Annotated in this window: 18 protein-coding genes and 2 tRNA genes; 8 read left to right on the top strand and 12 right to left on the bottom strand. The window is 54.1% G+C overall.

Features of this window, described 5'->3' with window-relative positions:
- Positions 1–55: 55 nt before the first annotated feature.
- The gene (locus PLIM_RS12170) at positions 56–3397 is read right to left on the bottom strand and encodes a PD-(D/E)XK nuclease family protein (RefSeq protein WP_013110618.1); all 3342 of its coding nucleotides are present in this window, start codon (positions 3395–3397) and stop codon (positions 56–58) included.
- A 196-nt stretch (positions 3398–3593) separates the two neighbouring features.
- On the opposite strand from PLIM_RS12170, the gene lpxD reads away from it, so the two are divergent.
- Both lpxD and PLIM_RS12160 read left to right on the top strand, forming a co-directional pair.
- Positions 3594–4694 (top strand): UDP-3-O-(3-hydroxymyristoyl)glucosamine N-acyltransferase, encoded by a 1101-nt coding sequence (gene lpxD / locus PLIM_RS12165; protein ID WP_013110617.1) that lies wholly within the window; start codon positions 3594–3596, stop codon positions 4692–4694.
- Positions 4695–4771: 77 nt separating this feature from the next.
- The gene (locus PLIM_RS12160) at positions 4772–5656 is read left to right on the top strand and encodes an LpxI family protein (protein WP_013110616.1); all 885 of its coding nucleotides are present in this window, start codon (positions 4772–4774) and stop codon (positions 5654–5656) included.
- A 260-nt stretch (positions 5657–5916) separates the two neighbouring features.
- Here PLIM_RS12160 and PLIM_RS12155 read toward each other — a convergent pair whose 3' ends face one another.
- From PLIM_RS12155 to PLIM_RS12130, 6 genes are all read right to left on the bottom strand, one after another.
- Positions 5917–7158, bottom strand: coding sequence for a tetratricopeptide repeat protein (locus PLIM_RS12155; protein WP_196349446.1), 1242 nt, complete (start codon positions 7156–7158; stop codon positions 5917–5919).
- Positions 7159–7614: 456 nt separating this feature from the next.
- Entirely contained in the window at positions 7615–8976 is a 1362-nt protein-coding gene (locus tag PLIM_RS12150; RefSeq protein WP_013110613.1) for a 3-keto-disaccharide hydrolase, read from the bottom strand.
- Between the two features lie 84 nt (positions 8977–9060).
- Positions 9061–9543 carry a universal stress protein gene (locus PLIM_RS12145; RefSeq protein WP_052301569.1) on the bottom strand — a complete coding sequence of 161 codons (483 nt, stop codon included), beginning with the start codon at positions 9541–9543 and terminating at the stop codon, positions 9061–9063.
- A gap of 160 nt (positions 9544–9703) precedes the next feature.
- A protein-coding gene (gene prfB, locus PLIM_RS12140; RefSeq protein ID WP_013110611.1) for a peptide chain release factor 2 occupies positions 9704–10823 on the bottom strand; the annotation gives its coding sequence in 2 pieces (ribosomal slippage) (positions 9704–10753 and positions 10755–10823; 1119 coding nt in all).
- Between the two features lie 211 nt (positions 10824–11034).
- On the bottom strand, positions 11035–13434 hold the full coding sequence (locus PLIM_RS12135; protein WP_013110610.1) for a serine/threonine protein kinase: 2400 nt from the start codon (positions 13432–13434) through the stop codon (positions 11035–11037).
- A gap of 56 nt (positions 13435–13490) precedes the next feature.
- Positions 13491–14423, bottom strand: a complete 933-nt coding sequence (locus PLIM_RS12130) for an energy-coupling factor ABC transporter permease (RefSeq protein ID WP_013110609.1) — start codon at positions 14421–14423, stop codon at positions 13491–13493.
- A gap of 203 nt (positions 14424–14626) precedes the next feature.
- Between PLIM_RS12130 and PLIM_RS12125 the strand changes: the two genes are divergently transcribed.
- Positions 14627–15850: a THUMP-like domain-containing protein gene (locus PLIM_RS12125; RefSeq protein WP_013110608.1), complete on the top strand. Its 1224-nt coding sequence runs from the start codon at positions 14627–14629 to the stop codon at positions 15848–15850.
- A 251-nt stretch (positions 15851–16101) separates the two neighbouring features.
- Here PLIM_RS12125 and PLIM_RS12120 read toward each other — a convergent pair whose 3' ends face one another.
- Positions 16102–16632 carry a hypothetical protein gene (locus tag PLIM_RS12120; protein ID WP_013110607.1) on the bottom strand — a complete coding sequence of 177 codons (531 nt, stop codon included), beginning with the start codon at positions 16630–16632 and terminating at the stop codon, positions 16102–16104.
- Between the two features lie 432 nt (positions 16633–17064).
- Here PLIM_RS12120 and PLIM_RS12110 point away from each other — a divergent pair, with 432 nt between their 5' ends.
- Together PLIM_RS12110 and PLIM_RS22880 are read left to right on the top strand one after the other, a co-directional pair.
- Positions 17065–18264: a Gfo/Idh/MocA family protein gene (locus PLIM_RS12110; RefSeq protein ID WP_013110605.1), complete on the top strand. Its 1200-nt coding sequence runs from the start codon at positions 17065–17067 to the stop codon at positions 18262–18264.
- A gap of 550 nt (positions 18265–18814) precedes the next feature.
- Positions 18815–20824 carry a S1C family serine protease gene (locus tag PLIM_RS22880; protein WP_013110604.1) on the top strand — a complete coding sequence of 670 codons (2010 nt, stop codon included), beginning with the start codon at positions 18815–18817 and terminating at the stop codon, positions 20822–20824.
- 105 nt (positions 20825–20929) lie between these two features.
- Here PLIM_RS22880 and xerC read toward each other — a convergent pair whose 3' ends face one another.
- The 4 genes from xerC to PLIM_RS12085 all read right to left on the bottom strand — a co-directional run bounded on the left by xerC (position 20930) and on the right by PLIM_RS12085 (position 24721).
- Positions 20930–21838, bottom strand: coding sequence for a tyrosine recombinase XerC (xerC, locus tag PLIM_RS12100; RefSeq protein ID WP_013110603.1), 909 nt, complete (start codon positions 21836–21838; stop codon positions 20930–20932).
- Positions 21839–21899: 61 nt separating this feature from the next.
- The gene (locus PLIM_RS12095; protein ID WP_013110602.1) at positions 21900–22139 is read right to left on the bottom strand and encodes a hypothetical protein; all 240 of its coding nucleotides are present in this window, start codon (positions 22137–22139) and stop codon (positions 21900–21902) included.
- Positions 22140–22341: 202 nt separating this feature from the next.
- Positions 22342–23364 carry a hypothetical protein gene (locus tag PLIM_RS12090; protein ID WP_013110601.1) on the bottom strand — a complete coding sequence of 341 codons (1023 nt, stop codon included), beginning with the start codon at positions 23362–23364 and terminating at the stop codon, positions 22342–22344.
- A 223-nt stretch (positions 23365–23587) separates the two neighbouring features.
- The gene (locus PLIM_RS12085; protein ID WP_013110600.1) at positions 23588–24721 is read right to left on the bottom strand and encodes a methyl-accepting chemotaxis protein; all 1134 of its coding nucleotides are present in this window, start codon (positions 24719–24721) and stop codon (positions 23588–23590) included.
- Positions 24722–25069: 348 nt separating this feature from the next.
- On the opposite strand from PLIM_RS12085, the gene PLIM_RS12080 reads away from it, so the two are divergent.
- From PLIM_RS12080 to PLIM_RS12070, 3 genes are all read left to right on the top strand, one after another.
- Positions 25070–26197 (top strand): Gfo/Idh/MocA family oxidoreductase, encoded by a 1128-nt coding sequence (locus PLIM_RS12080; protein ID WP_013110599.1) that lies wholly within the window; start codon positions 25070–25072, stop codon positions 26195–26197.
- 282 nt (positions 26198–26479) lie between these two features.
- Positions 26480–26553 (top strand) — tRNA-Ile (locus tag PLIM_RS12075).
- Positions 26554–26738: 185 nt separating this feature from the next.
- Positions 26739–26811, top strand: a tRNA-Ala gene (locus PLIM_RS12070).
- The last annotated feature ends 144 nt before the right edge of the window (positions 26812–26955 follow it).

Genomic DNA, 26955 nt, shown 5'->3' with positions numbered 1-26955 from the left:
GTCTTCGAGAAGTATCGGTTGGAGTCATCCAGTCCGCAGATCATCGTCGGGCAGCTCAGGAGGCTGGACTTTCGACAGGGCTGGTCGCCCGCGGCGCATCCAGTGCTGGCCGAATTTTATGGAGCTGTTTCGCGAGGCCGACCTGCTGTTTCACCCGGCACACTGTCGCGGTCGGACATTGACTGCTGCAAGGGCTGGGTTTCAATTTGGTCGCTCCATCGACCATGAATTCACCATTGCGAATACTGATGGCCAGATCAATCACACTTTGCTGGACAGCCTCTTCAAGCCGGTGGACAGAATCTTCATCGAGGCGATTCCATTCTTTGGACTTCCTCCCGGCTTTCAAACCTGCCACGAGGCCTTCTTTTCGCAATCCCCAGAAGCCCGCCTGCCATGCTTCAGCATCATCTCCCGCCATTCTCAATCGTTTTACAGCCAGCAGATAGACCACCAGCTGCAGGCTCAATCCCTGCTGCACAGCCTTTTCGTCGAACCGGTATTGGCTCGCCCCGCCCGATTTGTAATCGATAATCGAAAAGAACTGCTCACCAGTAGGAAGTTTGTGAGCATCAATCCGGTCGATCTTGCCACCCAGCCGTACCAGATGCCCGCCTCGCGAAATCTCCAGGGCAGGGTACGGCCCGTGAATCAACTCCCCGTGATCATCGTAAACCTGTCCAAAGGCAACTTCCGGCAATGTGGTTTCGGGCATGCCTCCCCAGGCACTGACCATCGTTTCCAGATACTCTCTTTGTGACGCAGCAAATTGTTCGCTCCACGCACTGACAATCTGGGAATCCAGCCGGGCCATGGCTTCTGCCAGCGGAGAACCTTTCGCCCGGCGCTGCATTTCGACAGCCACATGTTCGGCAAAAATCCGGCTCAATTCCGCTTCATCAGCCAATGCCAGCCGGCCACTTCCCAATAGGGACGCTAAGGCACTATGAAGAGCAGTCCCTCTCATGAGGTAATTCGTCGAGAGTTGCTTTGTCTCACGTGGCGCGAGTCCCAGCACCTCTTCGATCCAGAATCGAAACGGACAATTGGCATAAAGTTCTAATCTCGTCACGCTGAATTGATGCTCTGGCCCATATTGGCGCGCAAACTCCTCGCGAAGAGCAGGTTCGTTGAGCATTCCCTCGTACTCAGTAAAGCCTTCTGTTCGATATCGAGCCTGCAGCATGGGGAGACCGCGAGCCATATTCCGATAGGCCTGACCCTCGGTCGTGTCCAGCAAACCCGTCTTCCACCAGCCCGCATGGCCTGTCATCGCCTGCTCAAACGCCACAATGCGCAAGTCCCGGCGGGTATGAATCTCTTCCCGCTCCGGCATGACATGGATCGATCCCACATGCCGGGGCAACTGCACGTCTTTTGTGAATAGGTCGCAGGCCGCCAGCACAAATGGGCTGGGAAAAAGCTCCTGTCCTTTGGCATTGATCGCGGGATAGGTGATCAGCAGATTCTCCGTGGCCATGGAGACCAGTTGCCAGAAAAGCAGCGTCTCTTCGGAAGAATGATCCTCTTCCCGTACCAGCCGAAGACCCGCTGCAATCAGGCTTTGACGCTCGGCATGACTGTAAAGGCAATTGGTATGATCTGCCGCCGGGTAAGCCTGTTCGGTCGCACCCACAATCACGACGCACCGCGCTGAATCGAGAAATCGTGCCTGGGCCGGATCAATCAGCGAAATCATTCCTGGGGATGGAGCCGGAGGCAAACTGCGTTCCACACTCAGGCAGGCTTCGACTTCGCTCCACCACGCCTGCAGACTGAGTCGTTCGGAAGGCTCTTGCCATGTCCCCCGGCAGCGAGAAACCCGGCGGAGAATCCTTTGCAGAAGTTCCCAATCCGCACGATCTGCCCTATCGTTTGATGAATCCGGCAAGAAGGGTGTCCATTGACTGATGATCGCCGCCCACAGATCAATCCACCCTTCAAAGCTGTGCGATGTACTGAGTTTCTCGGTCACACGCAGCAGTGTTTCCAACCCCTGACTGACCAGCGTGTGATTGATCTCTTTCTCAGTTGTCAATGCGCTGGGATCTGCCGCCCGTTCGCGGGCTTTCAAGCTAAGAATTTTGCGGCTCGAAGCGGGTGATTTCGCCAGCCACGCCAATAAGGCCCGCTTGGCTTTGGAGGGAAACTGGGCAGGGCGAAAAAATGTCGATGAGACGACCAGACGCAGGTCGTGGCTCGTCCAGTCATTCAATTCCAGTTTGACCAGTTGAGCCATCCAGCGCACGACGGGACAGCTTTCCAGCGATGAGGCCTGAGGAGCATAAGCCGGTATCCCCGCCAATTCGAAATGATCCAGCCAGCGCGAGGCTTCACTCGCCAGGCCTCGAACCACAACCACGATCTCTTCGGCCAAAAAACCACTCGAACGCCACTTCTTGATCTGATGACTGACCGCCTCCAGCTCGCGATGCGGCCCACCCGCAGCAATCGCATCAAACCCGGCAGCCGTTGAACATCGGCTGACAATTCGCGGGTTACCAAAAAGATTCCGTGCAAGTTGTTCGATTCCCGTAGGAACAGCTCCATGATCTGGATTTGTCGATATCGAGTGGACTCGAATCTCTTGCAGGGGTTTGATTCGCGACTTCAGAATCTCAAGTGTTCGGCGAGGAATCGCAAACAGTTCGCTTCGATCAAAAGACGTATTCCGCTGGCTGGCGAATTCATCGGGCAAGGTGATGACAATGTCGGCGTTCCATCTCGCAAATTGCTCGAGTAACTCGTACTGAATCCACGTGAAGTCGACGAAACCATCGCAGACCACAAGCCGCACCTGATCGAAAGGTGCCCTGGCTCCCTGGGAGACGGCTGCCCGAGCTAACCACGATCGACCTTCCTGATCGTACCAGCCGCGTGCATTGAGCAATGCCTGGTATTCGTGATAAATCGCCGCCAGTGCCAGATCCTTGCCTGTCGCGCCCCCTTTTTGCTGCTGGCAGCTTTTGAGAAATTCCTCAGGCCACGTTTCATCCCGCTTAAGCTCGGCAATCCAGTCACTGACGATTTTTGTCAAACCCCGAGTCTCGATGACAGCGCTGAACTCCTCGCAGTCGCCCCGCTGATAGACGGTCTGGATCGCGTGTGACAGCAGCAGAAACTGCGTGGATGGCGTAATGGGAGTCGCTGCCGCAGACCCATGACTCAGAATGATCTCAGAGAACGACTCAAACGTATGCAGGTTGGGGGCGGCAATCTTGCCCTTCAGTAATTCCAGCAAAGCCTGATAAGTCTTCGAGTGCGTGCGTGCCGAGGGTGTGAGCCACAGGCCAGTCCCCAATTGACCGTCTGCGAGACCCTGACCAAGATGACTGGCATAGCGCGCCAGTGCCTCCTGATGACGTGCGGCACCAGTGCCAGTCAAAATCTCAAGCATCAAGACGCCTTAGTAGGTGCAGTGAGGATGGGAATGTGTTTGCCAGGGCGACATTCTCTGGTTTCACTGAGTTTGCCAGATTGTCACACGAATCGACCTTGTCGGCACAGGGGATTTTTCGGTACAACCAGATTTTGTAAATTCTACTTGAGATTTCTCAAGTCTTTAAAGATCACCACCCGGAAAGGATGCCGGAATGGCTCATACCATCGAGTCCATCGCCTCTTTGATTGGCGCCCGTATTGTCACGCTTGACGGATGCGTGGCCACTCCTCAGGAACCTGTGACCGGTGCCGCAGCGATTGAACAGGCCAAGTCTGGTGAGCTGACCTTCCTTTCCGAAGACCGTCATATCAGCCGGTTGAAGGAAACCAGTGCGTCTGCGGTGGTCATTCACCCCTCACAATCCGCCCGCGTCAATGCGGATTATCCTCGACTTGTACTTCTTGAAGTGGAAGATCCTCAGGCCGCTTTTCTCCAGGTGCTGCCACTCTTCCGTATCATTCGCAGTCGCTTGAAGCGAGGCATTTCTCCTTCGGCCTTTATCAGTTCCACAGCCCGGATTGGCGAAAACTGTGCCATTGGGCCTGGTGCCTATATTGGTGAAGACGTCATCATTGGCGATGACTGCGATATCCATCCAGGTGCCAGTATTGGAGCCGGTTCGCGTCTGGGGCGAGATTGCCAGATCTATTCGAACGCTGTGCTTTATCATGAAGTTTCGCTGGGCGATCGCGTCATCATTCATGCGAATGCGGTCCTGGGTGCCGATGGTTTTGGCTATCGTTTTGAGCAGGGTCGATTTATCAAGGTGCCACAACTGGGTGGTGTGATTATCGAAAGTGATGTGGAAATTGGAGCTGGCGCGACGATCGACCGAGGTGCTGTCGATGCCACTGTCATCGGTGCTGGTACCAAGATCGACAACATGGTCATGATTGGTCACAACTGCCGCGTGGGCCGGAACAACGTCTTTGCTGCTCAAGTGGGTCTCGCAGGTTCCTGCAGCACGGGCGATTATGTCCGGCTGGGTGGCCAGGTGGGTGTGAAAGATCACACACACATGGGCACAGGTTGCATGGTTGGTGCCAAGGCCGGTGTGCATCGCAATGTGCCCGACGGTGAAACCTGGATTGGTTACCCCGCGAGCCCGGAAGCCGAACAGAAGCGACTCGTCTTCACGCTCAAGCGAGTTCCCGAAATGCGGGAAGAAATGCGGGCCATGGCCAAGAGGTTGGCTGAACTTGAAAAATTGATGGCCGAGGGCGCCGGCAATCCTCTCAAGGCCGCTGGTTAAATCAGAAGCTGGTTTTCTTGAGTAAGCTCAATAACTGGCAGTGAATCACAAACTTTCGAACAGGATGTTCGTTCGTCATGATGAGCATGGATGTTCCAGGATCCGCGCAAAGAGTGGGCCTGCTGGCAGGTGCTGGCAGGTTTCCGATTTCCTTTGCGGAAGCTGCCAAAAAGCAGGGGATCAAAGTCGTTTGTGTCGGTGTTGCCGGCATGGCTTCTCCCGAGCTGGCAGAGCATTGCCACATCTATCAGGAAGGGCCACTGGCTCGATTTGGCTACGCCATGAAGGTCTTCAAGCGGCATCGCGTTGATCGACTGATCATGGCGGGAAAGATCGAAAAAACCGTCCTGTTTCAGTCGTGGAGAATCTTTCGGCTGCTCCCCGACTTCCGGACACTCCGCATGTGGTACAGCTTTGCCACATCCAACCGCAAAGATGACACCATCTTACTGGCGGTGATCCGCGAGTTTGAGCGTGATAACTTCCATTTCGATTCCGCCCTTGATTATTGCCCGGAGTTGCTTGTGAAACATGGATTTCTCACCCGGCGAAAACCCACCGATGCCCAATGGCGCGACATTCGCTTTGGTTGGAGTCTGGCCAAGGAAATGGGGCGGCTCGATGTCGGCCAGTCAGTCGTGGTGAATGACATGGCAGTCATTGCCGTCGAGGCCATCGAGGGAACCGATCGCTGTATTCGCCGTGCTGCCGAACTCTGCCGTCGCGGCGGATTCACAGTCGTCAAGGTGGCCAAGCCCAATCAGGATCGCCGCTTTGATGTCCCGACAATCGGGATTCAAACGATCCGCACGATGCACGAAGCGGGTGGCCGCGTACTGGCTGTCGAGGCCGGGCAAACGATCATCATCGATGAACCCGAAGCGGTCGAACTGGCCGATAAGCTGGGAATCGCCATTGTCTCCCTCAACGCCGACGAAGTCGAACAGCACATCGCCGCCTGATTCGGTTTCCAGATCGTTCGAATACCAGGGTATATTCGCCGAGAGTGCCATGCTTGCGGCTCCGAGCAAGCATGTTGAACAGCCGTGTTAGTCTACTAACTGACCGATATTCACCTCCCGCGCCGGGTGAAGGCAAGCAGAACTTTTGCGAACTCCCCGGAGATGGCGACTTTTCGCAGGTACGGATGGGTGGCGTCTGGCAAAGGCATCGGGACGTTCAACGTCGCGTGGAACCACGCCTCCACCAGCTTGCGGCGGGTTCATGGGGAGGGCTTTGACTGGGAGCCGTCGAGTTTTCGCAACTCGTGGCGGGCCATGTCGTACGCAACGAAGGTTTTTGTGCCATTGTCATCCACCCACTGGAAGCGGGTCCGGGCTTCGTCGGGGCGGTTGTCGAGGAGAGCATCTAGACCGATGTAGCACTCGGCATCGGTCCGCTTGTCCTGATCGACGGCCAGTTGCAGCAATTCGTCGGCTGTCAGTTCCCGCTGGAGGTAGCGCACAATGGGTTGCGGCCACTCGTTCTTGAGCTTCGAGGCAGATGCCAGGAATTTCGCGGCTGCGGCAGGCTGGTCAACCCGCCGGGCGGCCAGGTTCCCGAGAATGATGGCGTAGGCCGAATATTCGCCAACACCTTTCTCCAGTTCGAGAAGTTTATCACAGTCGGTGAGAGCTTTGGAGTGGCCTTGCACAAAATGGCTCGCTCCTCGGCTGTAGTAGGCATGTATGTTTCTCGGGTTGAGTCGGATAGCCTCGTTGTAATCTGCCATCGCTTGATCGAGATCGCCCTTCGCTTCCCACGTGTAGCCACGGGCGAAGTAGGTTTCGGCTCTGGAGTCTGTCAGCTGGGAGGAATCGCCGCCAGTTCGTTCATCAGAGTTCAAAACTTTTATTCTTTCCGAGGTTGGTGTGAGTCGCAAGGCCTCTGTGTAGTCGGCCAGGGCTTTGTCGAGCTCCCCCTTTAACCGCCATGAATTACCACGGTTGGAATATGCTTGAAAAATCTTCGGATTTAGCCGAATGGCCTCATTGAAATCCGAAATGGCCTGTTCCTCATTTCCTTTATTTCGCCACAATAGCCCACGATTGTTGTGCCACGCATCAACCCCCGGGCTGCGTTGTATTGCCTCGTTCATATCCGCCAGAGCGATGTCGAGTTCCCCCTTCATTCGCCAGATCTGGGCACGGTTCCAATAGGCATTGGCCGTGGGATTCGCCGCGATTTGGCGGGTGTAGTGATCGATGGCGTCGGTGAAGGGAATGACATCACGCTGCAGCAGATACGCCTGCTGGGAGGGGATCCACAACCAGGGGGGGGACACTTTGCCCACGGTGAAAATCGAGCATTCCGGCACGGTGCCCGCCGGTTTACCGGAGACCTGCAGTTCGGATTTCTCGGCGATCACGACGACCCGCGTTCCCTCGCGAATCTCCTCAGCCCGCGTACTGTGCGCGTCGGCAAGCAATGCGATCACCACGACCAGCCCCAATGCCCGTTGCATAATGGCATTCCCCACTTGGCACTCATTCGAAAACATTTGACCACCTGTCCGTCGCCGCTGATATTCACCTCCCGCGCCGGGGGAAGGCAAGCAGAACTTTTGCAATCGCACGGGGAAGTTTCTACGGCGCAGGGGTCGCCCCGGTTGAAATTCTGGTTTCTATCGAAATGTTGAAACCACAGGAGGGGACTGGGAACGCGAAAACTTTAACGTTGTTCCATCTGAACTGTTGAGAAATTCGCTTGGCATTTCATCAGGCAACGAAACCGCCCCTGTCTCCAGCAGGCAGATCGACGAGCCGGAAGCGTCAGCGACGGGGACTCTCATCTTCCGCAAGAACCATGGCAAGTCGATTTGATAGCTAAACTTGATAGTCGAAAAAAATGAAAATGCCCGTCGCTGACGCTTCCGGCTCGTATAGCTCGTGATCCTTCCTTGCAAGTAGCCAGGCGAAACTCAAGGGAGTGGCGCCAGTTGGATTGATTTGAAATCGAACTGAGTCGTGGGGTCATGCCCCTGCAAACTAATGTGCCCCGCTTCTAATCGCAGTCCTTCACGGGGATTGACGTTCGGCTGTCGGCTGTCGGTCCAGTCCACCATTTGAATGCCATTCACCCACGTCGAAAAGTGTGGTCCATCCGCGATGAGTGTGCCTGTCAGCCATGCGTTATCGTTAGCGACAATGCGACGAGCAGAAACCCGGCGGAAGATCGCACCCGTTCCGTGATCCAGTGGCTGATTGCGGTCGCCATTTTTGAACCCGTTATGAATCTGAAACTCATAACCATGGGATGGGGCTTTCTCGGTCCCTTCCATCGCTCGGAAGAAGATGCCGCCATTGAGATTGTCAGCCAGAGTCCGCGCCGTGAACTGCAGAATGAAATTGTCAGCCTTGGTTTCGGTTTCGAGAAACCCGCGACCACCCGCAACATGCAGCAACTTTTCCTTGACTTCAAATGTCCCGACACTCCCGGGCACCACCCGCCAGCCTGAAAGATCCTGGCCATTCCACAGGGATTGAAAACCGAGGGGTTTGAGGTAAATGTTTCGAAATCGAGCCGGCCCACCATTCTGCTGCAGACCAATAAAGCCCGTCTTGAGGGGATTGGCCGTTTCATCTTTGTAAGTTGCCATCACCTGACCATCGAGTTTCACGGTCACGTCCGGGCCAGCCACGGTCGCTTCATAAGTGTGCCAGCCACCTGCTGTCGGCACTGTCTGGGAAGGTTTGGCTCTCGCCACAAGACTGCCACTGGTAAAGCCGGCAGGGTGCTGATCGCAGATGTTCAACTCGTAGCAATCGACAGCCGGATTGGTGGGCTTGAGTGGAGTCCGCAGGAAGATGCCACTGTTGGATGTCGTATCAATCCAGGCATCGCAACGCAGTTCAAAATCAGCAAAGCGGGTGGTGGTGCACAATAACCCTTTGGGACCCTCGGGAATCTGGATTTCACCATTAGAAACGATCCATTCGGCTTCAGAGTTGGGCTGCCAGCCGAAGAGTGTGTGGCCATCAAAAAGCTTGATCCAACCCGCTTCAACATCTTCGGCTGAAAGCTGGTTATTTCCATCAGCCGAGGGAACTTCGAGTGCGGGAGTAGGAGCCGCCGTTGAGGTGGCAGGTGCTGCCGCCTGGCTTGTCGATGGCGTGGGATTCTCAGCCGCCAAGTTTGCCTGAGCTTCCACTGCGACATCACTGGTCGGCGTCGCTACCGGCTCAAATTCGTTGTAAAGGCAACCACTCAGAAGTAATGTTCCGCACAGCAGGCTGTTGAATGAAACCGGCCTGTTGAGAAGTGGCAAGGCGATTCGAGGCATGACGATTTCCACGATTTTCGGAGAGACAACGTTCGGAGATGATGCGACTTGAGGTATTTCGTAGACCGAATGAATGCAGATGAGTTACGCCTCACTCTGGGCAGCATGAGCTTTCAGCGCCTGAGGTCGGACTGTCAGGACAGGGCATGGCGATTTGCGGGTAATACGCTCGGCAGTGCTCCCGAGCAGCACATGGGCTAAGCCCGTGCGGCCGTGAGTTCCCAGCACAATCAGGTCGATCGCCTGCTCTTCGGCATATTGCAGGATTTCCAGAAATGGCACTCCCGATCGAACGGCTGTCACCACTTGCAGGCCAGTATCCTGCAGAGGTTTCGCCAGAGAATTCAGATTTTCCTGAGTCGCAGCCATCAATTCGGGCAACTGACCCGTGGGGAGCAAAAATGGCGATGCGGGATCGGGAGAGATCATCTCGATATCTTGAACCACATTGAGCAGGTGCAAGGTGCTTCCCAGCCGGTTCGCCAGTTCGGCGGCATATTGCTGGGCAGGTAAGGCAAAATCGCTGAAATCTGTCGGGAACAGAATGCGTTCCAGGCGAATCATCATGGCTCTCCTCAAGAGTTCAGACGGCCGAAATTCTGTGTGATTCTTTACTCAATCAGATCAATCTGCAAATGCTACTGTGTTGATAGAAAACATGCTGTCAAAAAAAGAGCACGCGTGTTTGGCGCGTGCTCCTTTTTCATCAGAATGAAAGCCTGATGGCTTACGCCGATTCGGCCATATCCCAGCGTAAGTAGGCTTCCAGAAACTCGTCAATGCGTCCGTCGAGGACGGGCATGGGTGTGCCAACTTTCAGATTGGTGCGAGTATCTTTAACAAACTGCTCCGGGTTGAGGACATAGTTACGAATCGTTTCGCCACCAAAGCCAATTTTGGACTTTTGCCCTCGCTTGTGAGCCGCTTCGTTTTCCCGTTTGACAGTTTCAAGCTGCAGCAGCTTGGCCACCAGCATTTTGCGGCACCACGAGCGATTCTTATGCTGACTGCGTTCGTTCTGGCATTGAACCACGGTATTCGTGGGCAAGTGAGTCAAGCGAATGGCCGAGGATGTTTTATTCACATGCTGACCACCCGCACCACTGGCGCGAAAGATATCTTCGCGGATGATCTTAGGATCTTCCCAGTTGATATCGATATCAATCGTGTCATCCGGTTCCGGGATCACATCAACAGCCGCAAAAGATGTCTGACGACGACCGGCTCCATCGAACGGGCTGATGCGAATCAAGCGGTGAACTCCCGTTTCACCTCTTAGCAGACCGTAAACGTACTCTCCACGAATGGCGAGTGTGGCATTGCGAATACCGGCTTCTTCCGCCTCGGAAATTTCAATCAGTTCCGTCTCAAAGCCACGGTCTTCGGCCCAGCGGGTGTACATTCGCAACAGCATGGCCGCCCAGTCGGAGGCATCTGTTCCCCCTTCGCCCGCTTGAATCTGCAGATAAGCCGAACAGGGGTCTTCGGGACGACTCATCATCGCCTTGAGTTCGACCTGCTGGAATTTTTCCTGCAAGGAAGCGAGCAGGCCGACCATTTCGTCACGTGATTCTGACGAGTCATCTTCCGCCAGAAATTCCCGCAAGACAGCCAGTTCTTCAGTACCGTCAATGAGTTCCTGAAGTGGTTTCAAAGACCCATTCACATTGCGCAGCTCGGTCACCAGTGCTTGCGCCTTCTCCTGGTGATCCCAGAAATCGGGTGCAGACATGGCTTCGTTGATCTCGGCAACTCGTGCCTGCCACTGATCGTAGTCAAAGAGAGTCTCGGAGCTGGAGGATGCGAGATGTCAGCTCTTTGGATTGTGCAATCAGTTCGTTATCCATGTCGTCTTCAGTCAATCCCTGTCAAACGGACGAGTCGGGCAGTTGTAGATCTTCTGCCATCAGACAAAGAGTAGTCGACCATACGCAGTCAGAAAAGCGTGACGGAGTTTCTCAATAACGAATTGAGTACGTCTCACTTCACAAAAGCACGATTTTTCAAGAAAGCGGATGGCACTCCCGATGCTCCACTTTCCCCATCAATCACAGGGATTCATCTCTGTAAGGCTGTGGCTCTCCGAAACTGCTGAGCATCAATCCCGGGTAGCTGAGCCGAGAAGAGCGGGGCCGTGGTGTCGACCAGTTGTGAATCGGCAGGGTCTTCCGAAGCTGGCCCGGCAAATGTGACTTCACCGAACAGGACTCCCTGAATTGATGTGGGTTCCTCTTGAAGCAATCGAGGAGCCTGGCCAGCTAATGCATCCCAAAGACAGATCGCCGGGTGCCCGACCAGGATCGTCCCTTCGCCAGAAATCCGCACCGCATTTTTCCAATCAGCGCGCAATTCTGAGGCTGTTCGCCAGCGGAGGATGGCTGCATGTTCATGGGCAGGTAACCAGACGGTATCGATCGCTTCAATCTCGATGGGTGTAGAACCCGCCTGACTGGCCAATTCGCCCTGACAATCAAGCCAACTGGTGGTGCCTCTCAAGGTGCAGCGATTCAGTTGCAACAGGAATTCGCTGCGACGTGTCGATTTTCCCAGTGAGACCAGCCCTGCAGACTCACTCTGTAATACCTGCGAGCAAACGACCTTTCGAGGTGTTTCCGCCGCATAAAGCAGAGTCGCCGAGCCCGATTGCAGCACCCGTTCAAACTGGGCCACACCACCGGTGGCATCTTTTTGCTCGGGTGGTCTCCAGGCAATGGCCGCACGGGCTGGCCCCGCAGGATCTTTCGGCAAGATGAATTCACAATCGGTGACCGTGAGATTGCGAGCACGCAACGTCATGAGTAATCGGGAAGCGGCTTCCTGCGAAACATCTGGTTTGAAAAGAAAACGAATTCCTCGCAGATGCAGCGTATCTGCCGTGATCTTGAGTGGTTCGTGACCGATGACGATCTGTGGTGTTACGCCTGGAGCCGCCTCAAGAGTGAGATCCCCGACAAACGAAATCTCGGCCACTTCATAGCTCGTCGATTCATTGAGCAGCAGGCTCCCTGTCGACGACGGGACAGGAAGAGGTTTGCCCGGGATAATCGCCGTGTGTGCTGAGAGCCGGAGAAACGTTTGCTGTTGACCAGACGTTATCGGGACAACAGCTGTTGTTTCCGGGGAAGCAGATGTGGCCGCCTGTTGTTGAACAGCTTTGGCCTTGGCAGGAATGGCCAGTAGCCAGAGATGATCCCACTGGTTGCGGGTCGCTGTGAAGAACACGCCGACCGCGACCAGCAACACCGCTGCCGCCCACAATCCGCGTGATACGGTCGGTCTGGGTTGATTCTGATCAAAATGGGGGACTGTTTCCCGAAACGATCTTTCGAACTGACTGAGGATACTTGCATGACCCGGGCCCCACAGTTCGACTGCTTCTCGAATCGAAGCGGGCCGGTCAGCAGGATTCTTTTGCGTCAACAATGCAATCGCCTGAGCCTGTTGGGGCAGAACTTCAGGAGCAATCTCGGCAATATCAGGTATGGCTCGCTGCCGATGAGCCGCCACGCGCTGATAGAGATCTCCCATCAGAAAGGGCGGTCGTCCCGCCAGAAGTTGCCAGCAGAGACAACCAACGGCATAGAGATCGCTTTGAGCAGAAGGCGCTGCCTGATGAGAGAATCGCTCCGGTGCCGCGAGGTCCAGGACGGCCGGGTGCGGAGTATCGTGCAGATTCAGCACCGGAGTCAGGATTCCCCCGATCGCTGGATCGACGAGGACGATCTTCCTGCTGGAAGAAGAGAGACGGAGATTTTCCAGGCGAAGGGCACCCTCCGAAAACCCCAGGCTTTCCAAGGTCGCCAGTGCTTGGAACAGCTGCTGGCCAATCGCTTGCACAACGGCTGCAGGAAAGCGGCCACGACGGACCAGAAGTTCCGTCAAAGGTCTGCCCTCCACGAAAGGGCTAACGACCGCTAGTCCCGAGGAGTGCCCCAGAGTTGCCGGGGTTGTTCCAACTAAAGGAGGAGCTGCTGAACCCCAGTCACCCATCCGAAAAACTTCTTGCGGGCAGGCGATTGTCGAAGGATCGATAGTGAATTTTGCAGGCTGTTGCCGGGAACTCGTCAGCGAAGCCAGAGCTGCGACGAGTCGCTGCAAAGCCTGTTCGATACGTTGAAGTTCATTGCGATCAGCATGGATCATGCGGAGGGCGACTCGCGCACCATCTGTGATGCGGTGCGCCTCAAAGACTTTGGGGAAACGATGCTGCCCCAGAGGACGCCTGAGAAGATAACTTCCCACGAACAACGAATCGGTTTGTTTGGCTTCGATGCGCTCGGCCTGCCAGGCCGTCAGCAGCTTTCGACGCACGAACTCATTGAGATACAGGCCATCAAATGCCGGGAGGTCGTCTGACAGGCGTTGCATCACTCGACGCGAGATTGCCAGAGCACTGGCTGGGGTAATTCCCAGCCGCTCAAGCTGCATCAGGAGATCGCTGGATGGCGGTTCCCGCACGAGGTGGATTCCTTTCCACAACTCAACCTGTCGATCAATTGAAATCTAACTGGTGGTCAAGACTCCAGCGGCTGACGAGTTGATTTTTGGCCGATCACTATCATTTCGGCCAGCAGAAGCAGGGCAGATGCTGTGGCTGCAAGTCCCACTAGACCTGCCAGTGCTGTTGACCAGTAGTGAGTCACTAGCCCTGGTATGGTGTAATCCGGCAGCCATGATTCCCATGTTTGGGCATTCGCGAGAAAGCCGACCACTTCGCCAGTCGCCTCTAAGCCATCGGGCAGGATCGAAGCCGCGGGAGTCAAAGGCAGGATGCACAGAGCCAGCACAAACAGAATCCGGACTCGAACTGTGGCTTCGTAAGGCAGCACGATGGCAGCCAGTAAGGTTGTGATGAGCCCTTCACTAAGAGCGATGGGAACATGAGTCTGTAAGAGCAGGAGAGCAGTTTGTGTCCCGTCGATCGTGGCTGTCGCACCCAGAGCCAGTTGCACACCCAGTGCCATGACAGCTGCCATCACACTGAGAGCTGACACCGAGAACCAGGTCAAAGCACGCAGAGCCAGCGATCCTGTGGCGGATGCTGGGAGCTTCTTCAGCAAGAAGGCTGTGATGGCCGCAGGGATCACTCCCATGTTGAGAATGTTGATCCCCAGTGCTGAGAGTCCGCCATCTCCAAAGAGGCTGGCCTGAATCGTTAGAATGACGGCCATGATCACACAGGCCGCCCAGGGGCCCAAAAGAATCGTTGCCAGGGCTCCGCCCATCAGATGGCCGGAAAAACCCTGGCCGGGGATTGCGAAGTTGCACATCTGCATGGCAAAGATCGCACAGCCCACACCTGCTGCCTGCAGGACGGACGGAGTCGCTGTTGGTTGACGGAGAAGTTCATTCCGCCAGTTCCATAAACTGAAGGCGACTGCAGCACTCGCGAGGGGAGCAGTGCTCAGGCACAGCACAGGAGACAGGACACCATCTGGAACATGCATCGCGAATTGATCCGTCTGAAAGAATGTCAGGCTTCTGATGAATTCTCATCAACCAGGCTATTACGTGATTACGACGACTAGAAGATATCACGAAGCTTAGAACTCTGGAAGCACTCCCTATGCTGGAAGCCACTGCCCGGGATCAGCATACTGTGCATGGAGGCTATCGAGGATTGATGCACCATCACATGGAGTAGGCACGTTTGAATTTCACGGCTGACGAACAGATCGAGTGGGAACGCTGGCGGCGGCTGAAAGAATTGCCCGAGATTTTTCAACGTCTGGCTGAAATCGAAGGGCCCGAGTTTCGACGTCAGGAACTTCTGCGGAGAGAGTACCCTGCCGAACTGGTGACGTTAGTCATGCTGGTGGCTGATCTGCGGCAACGGGCTCAGGGACGTTTTGAATATGCCTCCAGGCTCTGGTTTGACCGGAAATCCCTCGAACAAACCACAACGGAAGCGATTGCCAGGCATAAAGCCAGGCGATTTCCTGTGGGTGAAACCGTCGTCGATTTATGCAGTGGTGCCGGCGGAGATGCGATCGCGTTAGCAGCACGTGGCCCCATTGTGGCTGTCGATTCCAATCCTCTCCAGCTGGTTCGACTCCAGTGGAATGCCGAGGTCTATGGCGTCGACCAAAAGATCGAATTTCAGCAGGGGCTGGCAGAGACCATCGACATCTCGAACAAGTGGGTTCACATTGACCCGGACCGTCGGCCCGATCTGTTGACGAAAGGTCTCAGTGGACGAATTCAGCGAATTGAGGATCTCGCACCACCACTCGAAGTACTGCAAAATATCATGCAGCAATCGCGTGGAGGTGCCATCAAGCTTTCACCAGCCAGCAACTTTGGTGGTAAATTCCCCGATGCCGAAATTGAACTGATCAGCCTGAGTGGAGAATGCAAAGAAGCCACGGTCTGGTTTGGGGAGTTAGCCGGAGAAGCCCCATTTCGCGCGACCATATTGCCCGAAGGTGCCAGCCTGGCCGGTCACCCGTTAAGTGTGATGACTCGGGTCGAACCACCAGGACGCTACATTTTTGATCCGGATCCGGCCATCGTGCGATCTGGATTAGTCGATGTGATGGCAGATCAGTTGGATCTGTGGCGATTGGATGACGCCGAGGAGTATCTGACGGGATCTGAGCCTACGTTAAGCCCGTTTGTACAAACATTTGAAATTGAGCAGATCGTCAGTGGAAACGAGCGAGAGTTGAAAGCGGCTATTCGAGAGCGTGGTTATCGCGAACTGGAGATTAAATGCCGCCATGTTCGCGTGGATGCCAATCAGCTGCGGAAAAAGCTCCCTTTGGGGAATGGGCCCGCCGGTGTGCTCTTCGTCGCTCGCATTGCCGGGAAGACCAGCCATGTTCTGGCGCGTCGCTTGAGTTATCGCAGCCAGTCTGCTGTCTCGAAGATGTAACACGGCTTCCAATAAAGAACTGCGATCCTTGGTATAGGGTGGCTGGGCTTGAGCGTCTTCGCGAACCCCCAGTTCGCGCCGAAAATCGCTGGGGGTTCGAAGACTCAACCCCAGCCACCCACCTGCAGTCAGCCTGATGTCTCAAACATGTAACAAGTTCAGTGGCCAAAAAACAGCGACGCTGCAGTCTGGTAATCCATGGCTGCAGCGTCGGAAGCTTGTGCAACAAAGTTCAGGACATCTAGCGAAAGCTATTCCTGGGGAGCGACATCGCGGAAGCTGAAGAAAGCAAATGGCTGCAGTGTCGTGGGTGGCAATGGCTTGGGCGCGAGTTGGAACGGATAGCGATAGGCGACAACTTTTCCGGTCGTCATTTCACCAATGTAGACAACACCCGTCGAAATCTGAGGCCCACCCCGTGTGGTGAGATTTCCGTCGCCAGACATGATGACGAACTGAGGCTTGGCAGCCGGGTCGAGACCAAAGTCGGCGGCAATGCTGCGGAAGTAAAAGTTCGTGAATTGTGCCGACTGCTGATTCAACAACGCGCCGACGAGTCGGCCAGTCAAAAAATCGAGCACGAAGATGGTATCCGGGTTCTGAAAGCCGGTGGTGGCTGTCGTGATGGCGAATTTATCGGTGCGGTCTGTCCCTCGAGCCTGCACCTGTTCAGCAGGCCAGAATGAAGAGATCGCAATTCCCAGAAAAATTCCCGCAACCAGCCAGGGGAGTTTGTTGGAGGCAGCAGGGCGGGATGGGGCAGAATCATTGAACATCATCATATTGAGAGGACTCCGAAGTGAGAGGTTATGCCGAGAACTCAACTGAGAAATGACAAAGGCAATATACTCACAACATGGTCGAGCTGGAAACTATGAATCTGCATGGAATTCTGGGGCTTTTGGAGGACTAGGCAGAATTCACGGCCGCCAGAGAAGCGATCTTTTGCCTAACGAACGATCCAGCTCTTATCGCGGTTCGAGCAATCCGCGATGGTGGTTCATTCAAGGCAAGTCCGCACGAGTCAGGCTGACCTGTGGCGATTGCTCTCGCTGAGAGATATTCTGCGAGAAGTTCTGTAAGTTCCATTCCCTCGATCGATTGATGGACAATTTCAAGAAATGAATCGAAAGTCGGTCGTGGAGTGGGTGCAGGGCCTGAAGGCATTTTGATTCTCCCGGTTTTGATTCTCTCAGCACGGAAAGACCAGAAACATGGACACCACGAATGGCAGCTTGAATCGTAAACTCCGGATGGCCCTGGTGGGCGGGGGTTCGGGATCATTTATCGGTCGTGTGCATGCAACAGCTGCTGTCCTCGACAATAGGGCTGCTCTTGTGGCAGGAGCTTTGTCTTCAGACCCCGTCCGTGCAAAATCTTCGGCAGCAGGATATGACATTCCTTTGGATCGGGCTTATGCATCCTATCAAGAGTTAATCGAAAGTGAACTGGCCAAACCAGCCACTGAACGCATTGACTTCCTGACGATTGCGACACCGAATCACATGCACTTTCCAGTCGCCAAGGCTGCTGTCGAAGCGGGCTTCAATGTCGTCTGCGACAAGCCGATGACATTCGATCTGGCTCAGGCCGAAGAGCTACAGAAGCTTGTGGAAAAATCGGGTGTAGTCTTTGCTGTGACCCATAATTACACGGGGTATCCGCTGGTGAGGCTGGCCCGTGAAATGGTGCAGAATGGTGAGTTGGGCGAGATTCAATGCATTCGCTCCAACTACATTCAGGGCTGGTTGCGAACCCGGCTGGAAGCTTCCGATCAGAAGCAGGCCGCCTGGCGGACTGACCCCACACGATCAGGGGCTGCTGGCTGCTTTGGCGATATCGGTACTCATGCTTACAATCTGGGTCGATATATTTCGGGGTTATTGCCCAAACAGATTTCTTGCCACCTGAGAACCTTTGAAACAGGGCGCGCTCTCGACGATTACGGTCACGCGGTGATTCAGTTTGAAAATGGTGCTTTGGGGACAGTCACAGCCAGCCAGGTGACCCATGGACGTGAAAATGATGTGACGATTGAAGTTGACGGAACCAAAGGTGCGATTCAGTGGCGGCAGGAAAACCCCAATGAATTGATTGTCCGTCGCAACGGGTCGGCACACCAGATCTACACCCGAGATCCGAATGCTCCGTATTTCCTGCCCCTGGCAAAGTCCTCCTGCCGACTCCCTAGTGGGCATCCCGAAGCCTTTTTCGAGGCTTTTGCCAATATCTATCGTGCGGCATTCGATGCCATGATTCTGCGAATCGAAGGCAAATCTTTTGAGACGAAAAACACGATCTACCCGAACGTTTACGACGGGGTCGAAGGGATGTATTTCATTCAGCAAAGTGTGGCCAGCAGCCGGGAAAATGGCGCCTGGCTACCTTTGCAGCATCAGGCTGCCCGCAAGTAAGGCACCCCAAGCCGACAGTTGTCAGGCTATGTGAGGTCGGCAGACACTCATCGAAATGCAGAACATCATAGCCGCCTGTGCGACAAACCCGTTGCACAGGCGGCTTTTGTTATTTGGAACGCGGAGAAAGGAATCGCATTCAATTTTCAGAACAAATGCTGAACTCAGAATCTGATGTTCACTGGCATGGATTTCGCCTCATTTAATTAGGGTTGGGGTGAAAGGCGATTCTTTGTGTGATTTTGTCAACCAGTCATTCGTTTTGCACAGAAGCTGCGGGGTAATGGCTGATTGGGCGATTGACTGAGAGTGTCAGTCCTCAGGCTTCTGTGAACCTGAGACCATCGAAACGAGTCACGTAACTCTTGCGACTGAACCTTTGATGCCTTGCGTATTCGTTGATTAAAATTTTAGTGCGAATGTGTACAGATTTTGATTGAAAACCTGGAGCCAGGTTGGCAGATTACTGAACTCAGAAATCGATCGTATTGCGGTTTGTTTGGTTGTCTTACGATTTTTTTGAAATTCATTGAGGTATGGGGATTGGGCTATGAAAGTCCGTGTGACCTGTCAGTCATGTTTTCAACCCTTTATGGTTGCTGAAGAAAAACTGGGAAAGAAAGTTCGCTGCTCGCAATGCAATGAAGTGACAATTGCCAGTGCCAGCGGTCGTTCAAGTGGGAAATCCTCGGGAGGTAACGGCGTTCCGGTTCCTGTTGTGGTTGGTGGCGGTGTCGCTCTGGTGGTCGTGGCTGCCGTTGCTGTGCTGGCACTTCGCGCCAATCCAGTTCCAGTGAATCCTGCACCAGCAGCCGTTGTTTCGACACCCGCTCCGGCAACGGCTGGATCCGCTGTGCCGATTGTCGCTTCATCGGGGGGAACTTCTCCAGTTGCTGTGACAACGACTCCCGCAAGTGCATCAACCTCCGCCGGGGGCACTCCGGCAGTCACAACTCCTGTGGCCGAAACGACCGCCATGGCGAGTGGCTCCACGACTCCGCCGGCTCATACACAGTCTGCTCCTGCAGCCACTTCACCCACACCGATGCCAGCGCCAGCCGGTGAAGCGGGGTCTGGAGGTAACGCGGCCGTGGCAGATGCGGCTCCGAGTAGTGCCGCCACTGGGGGTAGTGCCGCCACTGGGGGTAGTGCTGAAAAACCGGCAGTCGCCTCGGCCTCTGGCACACCGGCTGCAACTGGCAGCTCGGGCGGAGATGCCTCGACAGATGCGAAAGCCAAGATCCGTAAGTCGGATTTCGATTTACCATCAGTCACCAAACTGGAACTTCCCGAGCTGATCAAACGAGTCGAACCCTCTGTCGTTGTGATTACCACCAGTGGTAAAGATGGTGGGGGGCAGGGGAGTGGTTTTGTCATCGATAAAGAAGGGACTGTCGTTACCAATGTCCATGTGATTCAGGGCGCGAGCAAGGCCACTGTCCGTCTGGCCGATGGAACTAAAGGAGAAGTCACTGGGGTCAAGCTGTTGATTCCCACAAAAGACATTGCCATTGTGACTGTCAACCTGCCCGTCGATAAGCTCCATCCCCTGCCAGTCAGTAAATTGATCCCTGACAAAGGGATTTCGACGGCGGCTTTTGGTGCTCCCATTGGTCTCTCGTTTACGGCTTCTGAAGGGATTATCAGCAGCATCCGTAAAGCGGATGAACTTGATTCCAGCACGAAAACTGAAGGGATGTGGCTCCAGACGACTTCGCCAATCTCTCCAGGGAACAGCGGTGGTCCGCTGGTTGATATGTTTGGCAGTGTGGTCGGGATGAATACGATGCAGTATTCGGTCGGCCAAAACCTGAACTTCGCCATCTCGTCCAAAGACATTTACGAGGCGATGGATGCAGCACCTGATAAGAGTAAGCCTCTCGATGCAGTCCCTGAACTCCAGGAAAAGCCATCGATCGCCCAGCAGCGTCTGGCTGCGAAGAATGAGATTGGCACAGCTCGTGGTGCCAGGCTCTTTGCGAACGTAACGGAAATCTTCCCCATCAATATGGCTCGCTACCGGGCTGTGATCCTCGATCCGACGGGAAATATCTGGGGGCGAATTGTTCAACGATCAGAATCAATTGTTGAGAAGTGCGGCATCGATCTTTCGTTCGTCGATGATCCCTCCGACGATGCCTCGGTCATGCTCGTGCATCTCGATTTAAGGCGTTCTCGCAAAGGGGGAACAAATTCCGGGACACAAGAATTGTTTGTACGGGCCGAGTTGATCGTGTTCGATCAGGAAGCTGAACGTCGGGTGGATAAGCTCAACGTCGTGTGGAAAAACGAGATGTCTTTGGGAACGATCAGCGCCCAGGCACTCGCCACAGGCAACTTCCCGCGTGGGGCGAATGAAAATCTCACGAAGTTCTTCGCGACATTCCAGACGGCTTATCAGAAAGCTCAAAGAGATGCCAAGAAAGCTGAAGAGGAAAAGCCCGGAGAAAAGTCAGATGAAAAATCGGGGGAAAAATCAGGCGAGAAATCAGGGGAGAAATCGTCCAGTGACGACAAGTCATCTGCAGAAACAAAGCCCGAAGTGAAACAGGATTCTTGAAGCGATAAGCCGTCATTGACTGAAAAACGGCATCACCGCTTGGAACTGCTTTTCCAAGCGGTGATCTCATTATCTGAATGTCTCTTGGAGACTTTCCAGAGCCGTTTAGTCTTGAACTTTGGCGTGAGGATGTGCCTGCTGATAGGTATCCTTCAAACGTTGAGTACTCACGTGAGTGTAAATCTGCGTGGTTGTCAGACTTTTGTGCCCCAGCATCTCCTGAACCGATCTCAGGTCGGCACCACCGTCGAGCAGATGTGTGGCAAAGGTATGTCGGAGTGTATGAGGCGAAATCAACTGATCGAGTCCGGTCAATTGAATATACTTTTCGAGCATCCGGCCCACACTGCGGGTCGTGAGTCTGGTTCCAAACCGATTGAGAAAGAGAGCATTTTTCAATTGTGGGGGAGCAGCCTCTTCTGGTTTGCGGACAGCCACCCACTTTTCGAGGGCTTTTGTCGCGTGCTTACCTAAAGGTGCAATCCGTTCCTTTTTGCCCTTACCAAACACATGAAGAATCTGGGCATCCTGATCCCAGTCGTCGAGATTCAACCCGACGAGTTCTGCCACACGAAGGCCGGCTGAATAGAAGGTTTCCAGAATAGCGCGGTCTCGCAGTCCATCAACCTCATTGGCCGGCGGCGCTTCGAGGAGTTTGACAATCTGCTCGGTTGTCAAAAACTTGGGCAGCTTGCGGCCCACTCGAGGTGTACGCAGAGCTTTGGCGGGATTTCCTTCGACTAACTGCTCACGCTGGCAAAAGCGGAAGAACGATCTGAGCGAAGCCAACCTTCGCGCAATGGTCGTTTTGGCATAGCCGCACTCGTTCAGGTAAGCGACATACCCCCGCAGCTCGGAGATACCCAACTGTCCAGGTTCTGTGATGTGGCCCACCCGTTCGGTGAGATAGTCATGCAGACTGCCGAAATCTTCTGCATACGATTTCAATGTCAGCTCAGAAGCATTTCGTTCGATCTGCAGGTACCGCAGAAATCGGTCTTCAGCCGCATGCATAGGGCGTCTCAACAAGAAGTTGACCACAGGCACCTGTCAGTTGACCTGACGAACTCGGGTGCTATTCGGTCATATGTTTTGACCAGCGGTGGGTCGCGGTGTGTGGCCCTTTGAGTGTTGTCTGCTGGCCTCGTACCTTTTCAGCCAGAATGGCGGCGTCGTACCAGGTGAAATCCAGATCAGGGTCACTGGCGTACTTGCCAAGCTGGTCAATTAACTGCTCAATGCTCTGCGGGTCGTATAGAAACACATAGCGTTCATCCCCTTTGACCATGGCCAGAACATGCAGTGATTTCGACATTCCTTGAGCTTTCGCGGAAGGTGCAGCGATCACAAGAAGGACACAAAATCGAACGGTCTGTTCGAAATACCCCTTCTGTCCTATCGGCGAATCAGCTCGGGGGATATTGGAGATTTCAAGAGTTTCAACCAGTTTTATGTAGTAAAACTCAGGCTATCCCGTGACTCAGCTCAACAGGTTTCTCGAAGCGAAATACCTTGATTTATTTGTACTTACGCTTTTTGACCACGATCCGTCGGCGGGCTTCTCCGCCGTGCAGTTGCAGCATTTCGACAATCATCAGGTACGATGTGAAGCGAATGAAATCATCGCTGCGCTGCAGATAGGCTTCCCAGCCACCGGCTCTGAGGTCGCCACTCAATTCGACATAATCCCGAAGATTGGCAACCACCCGGCTGTCGGCTCCGTCGAACAATCGCGTGTAGGACATCAGTGGTCGCGTGGGATCAAACGTCGGCAGACTGACAGGCATTTGCGAAGCGTAGGACATGTCGTTGCTGAGTTGGGACTCCGGGGATTGTCCTCGTATTTGAGGTTCCAGAGTTGATGCAGGGGCAGGGGCTGGCATTGTCGGTGGAACTGGCTCGCAGGTTTCGCTCTCACTCCATGGCCAGAAGGATGATTTTCCCGACTTTTTGCTTTCTTTAAGAGCTTTGCGTTCGGCTTTCTGGGCATCGAGAACGGCCTTACGAGCCGATGGATCAACCGGTGGGCCAGGTTCGAAAGTCCATGGTTTCGCCGAGTACCAGGAAACTTGCAGGCCGACTCGAGGCGGGTAATAAGGCGAATAATCGGTCACAGCGCCTACGACAACGGCATCCACATGCAGCAGTTCACTGAGCTTCAGGACGTCGAGGGGGCTATCCATTTCGAGGCGATTCTGGCGGATGGCCTGTTCGGTGATCCCGACAGGCACGACCTGAAAGCCGGGGGTTTTCTGCAGTTCTGCATAGTAGGCGAGTGCAAATTGTCGCCCATCAACGACAGGTTCCTGACTCACGTTGAAAAAGGGAGCAATCGCCACAGTGGTCAGCCCCACGATGGGATTGGTGACCCCCACTTCAATCATCACACAACCAGCGGCAGGAAGAGCCATCATCCCTAACAGCCATTCGCGGCGAGTCAGGCTCAAACCACGATCTGGCGGAAGGCACGAATGCGGTGAAACGGTCATGCTCAGATGAGCTGCCTCAGCCGTTTGGGAATCGATGGGTTCTTTTGCCACTCTGCCAGCACTCCTTGGCAGGAGAATCGGCATATTCGTTACAGCCCCATCAATCCTGCTCGGGATTTGCCAGCTTCCATGACGAGAAACTTGAGAAATCGGCAAAGTCAGCCGTCAGGCGGAATCAGAAAAAACCTTTGGTAGGCTTTCCGGGAGTCTATGGGCAGTGGTAATCCCGTATGCGTTGAGTGACTGAACGTAGATTTCGGCCATCAGGCTGGGTTTAAACAAGGTCGTCCAGACGGTGCATGATGACGCATTTCCAACCCGTCGCGTAGGTTTCGAAACCACGGGATGTAGAAAAAGCCAGTAGCGTGCGTTCGCCATCAATCTGGAATTCCTGGAACCCGCGCGATCGACTGAGGAATTCCCTACCGGCCAACAAATTCAGGGGTTCACCGACTGACTGCCGCCTGGAATCTGCCAGAATCATGTCGTTCTGGTCAATCAGCAGACATCGGGTTCTCTGCATCTCGTCATGATCCAGCGGCAGATCTTCCACAAGTTTCTGGCCCAGCGACTCCCAATCAAACAGGGCACCAAGCACGCCCAGAGGTTTACCATTCAATTGGCCGTCCTCTCTGACAACCCCGGCGTAAACCAGCACTTTTCGATTCGATACCAAATGGGAATGATGCACAGATTCAAAGGCAAATTCAGTGGCATCCCGTGTTTCGATGGCACGTCGGAACCAGGGTGATTGCCTGCAGATCATCCCCTGAGAACAGAACTGGGCAGGCCGACCATGGGCCACAACTTGTCCAGAAAGATCACATAGAACCAGATCAATGTAGACTGTATAGGAGTCAAGAATCACCCCCAGTCGCCGACTGGCATGGGTAAATCCCTGCTGCGAGGACTGACCAAAGGCATTGACGAGACTCTCATCAGCGGCCCACCAGCGGCAATCGCAAGTTCGCTCGTACAAATTGCGGTCGATCACATCGATAATATGGTCGGCAATGCTGGTCAGTTTTTCCCCCTGCATTTTCGTGCCCAGGCAAGTACTGATGCGTGCCAGTTCACTCAGTGCAGCCCCGGTACGTTCAGAAAGAGTGCGGGCCACGGTCGTGGTTTTGCCAGAAAGGTCCTGAATCGCCTGGGCTACAACTCCGAATGCAGCTCCAATGCGGCCCCCCGCACGAGCGGCTTCAATTCGGGCATTGATTGACAGAAATCGAGTTTCATCATTCAGAGTGGCGATTTCTTGCGACGCATTTCCCAGATGCCCGAGAATTTCCTGTGCTAATTCGGCAATTCGGCTGGGGCTGGAAATTTCGTTGGCTGGAGAATCACTCGACAAATTTTCCAGCGTGGTTGTCTGGAACTGCGTTGATGAGGCAAGGCTTGTGTACATTTGGATTCACTCGAGCTTGTCTCTAAATAAATGGTCCAAAGACATGCAGTGATTTCGCTGCACATGGGAAAATGTCGGCAGAAAGTGCTGGTTCTCTTCAAGTCTTGCCTAATCTGTGGCTGAGTTTTGAAAGGAAGATGACAGTGAACAGGGTTTTAGCGGTCGCAACGAATGACCCTGATCCGATTTGTTGACTCAGACGTTTTGTTTGCGTGCTTAAAGAAATCTAAAGCTGGTGTTTACCGTGCGTTGCACGCATAATTGCAATTCAGCAAAGGTTTGCGCCGTCTTCCGCCACGGGCCGGGGGATGAAAGAAGTGAGTTTCAGTCGGGAGAACAGAGCCACCCATGACGTCCAGGCCTCGTCGAGGAACGATCTCAGTGGCCCTCGTCGGGATCGGTGAACTCTGGGAAAGCCGAGTGAAACCAGCGATCCAGGAATTTCGGGATCGTGTGAAAATTGCCGGCGTTTTTGATGAAGTGCGCTCGAGGTCTGTCGCCGTCGCCTCGGAATTCAAAGCCGATTGTCTTCCCTCCATCACTGCTCTCTCAGAGCGACCAGACATCGATGGCGTGATTATCTGTGATGCTGGCTGGATGAAATCCAGCATCATTGAATTGCTGACCATGCGGAGAAAAGATTGCCTGATCTTTGACTGGGAACGGTTAAGTGAGGCCGAACTTCAGCGAATCGCAGAACTGGCCGACGATGTTGGCACCACTTTGATGGTCGATTTTGAAGCCCGTTTTCAGCCCGTTCTCCGCCGTTTAAGAGAGCTTTCAGCGACCGAACTGGGGCCCGCCCGGCACATCGAGATCTTTCTCCCCGCACTTTCATCACATCTTGAGGCTCGGCACCAATATCTGGCTGAACGCGAATTGATCGAATGGCTCGATGCCTCGCAGGTGCTGTTTGGCAGAACGCCTCACGCACTTGTCGCCAGACCCGAGACTTCCATCTTGTGGAAAAGTCCATCCGCTGAATCACAACTCTTTAGTGAAGCGATATCTTCGCAGAAAGCCCTCTGGTGGCCTTGGTGGGGCAGGGAAGGCAGCCACTTATCAGCGATGTTTCGGCCTGCAGCGCCATCATCGAAACCAGTCAGGGATGCTGGTGAGGAAGCTGGAAAAACGCTATCGCCTCTGAGTCTGACGTTTCAGAGAGAGGTTGTAACATCATCTGGCGAATCATCTTGCGACGAAAAAAGACGACCCGAGATTCGCGCCCGGCTGACATTTGCCCATGGCGTTTCCCACTTTTCCTCAACGACAGAATTGACTTGGACTCCGCAGAATGGGGTTTCGAATTGTGAGGATCTGAGCGGCGAGCGCCCGGCACATGTCCTGATGCTTGATCAGTTTATCCGCAGATCGATTGGGGGATTGCTCCCCGTCCCGGAGTTAAGCCAGATTCTGCGTTTCCGGCAACTTCTCAGAAATCTCTCTTGGGAACCCCAAGAATCACCGAACCACTAACTACCAAGTGCTTTCCAGTCTTTCCGCGTAAAGAAAGCTGTCCCACATGTGGTTTTTCAAAGCGATTTGGCAGGAATGATTGAGCAGGGAAGGGTGAATAATCATTTTTTCCGGCACACTCATTAAGAGAAGTCGCACAAACGCATACGGCATGATCCGCAGTAGGTTTTGCCGGGAAATCGCAAAACTTGGCTGTACGCTGGACAGTCGGGGGAGCAGTCAGCAAAATGCGAGAGTCCGAAGAGAACATTCACGGAAGATGACGCCGGTGAATTGAAATTCGGGCGTGTAGCTCAGTTGGTTAGAGCGCAGCCCTGATAAGGCTGAGGTCCGTGGTTCGAATCCACGCACGCCCATCAGAGGTTATTTCGGTAACTTCTGAATCAGATTTGATCGAGCAGACTGCCCGGTTAAGTCGAAATTGAATTGAGTCCGAATTGAATTGAGTTCAGTTTGGACAAGGGTTGTGCTTCCGGCCTGAGAATCCTAATCTGATGAGTTGGATTAGATCTTTGGTTCAGATGCAAAACAGTGTTACTCAGGGGATGTAGCTCAATTGGGAGAGCGCCGGCTTTGCAAGCCGGAGGTTGCCGGTTCGATCCCGGTCGTCTCCACTGGATTTTTGGTGTTTGGGTAAGTGACGGGTGCGTAGAATTCGCGCTGCTTGAATCAAGTGGCTGGGTTCAATTCAGTGTTCTTTTGGTGGTCTTGGCAGCGACTCAGACGTCAAAAACAAGACTCAAAAAAAAACGGCCCAG

It is taken from the genome of Planctopirus limnophila DSM 3776 (genome assembly GCF_000092105.1).
GTDB classification, from domain to species: Bacteria; Planctomycetota; Planctomycetia; order Planctomycetales; family Planctomycetaceae; genus Planctopirus; species Planctopirus limnophila.
The sequence above is the reverse complement of the archived record's forward strand: the minus strand, read 5'-3'. Positions and strand labels throughout refer to the sequence as shown.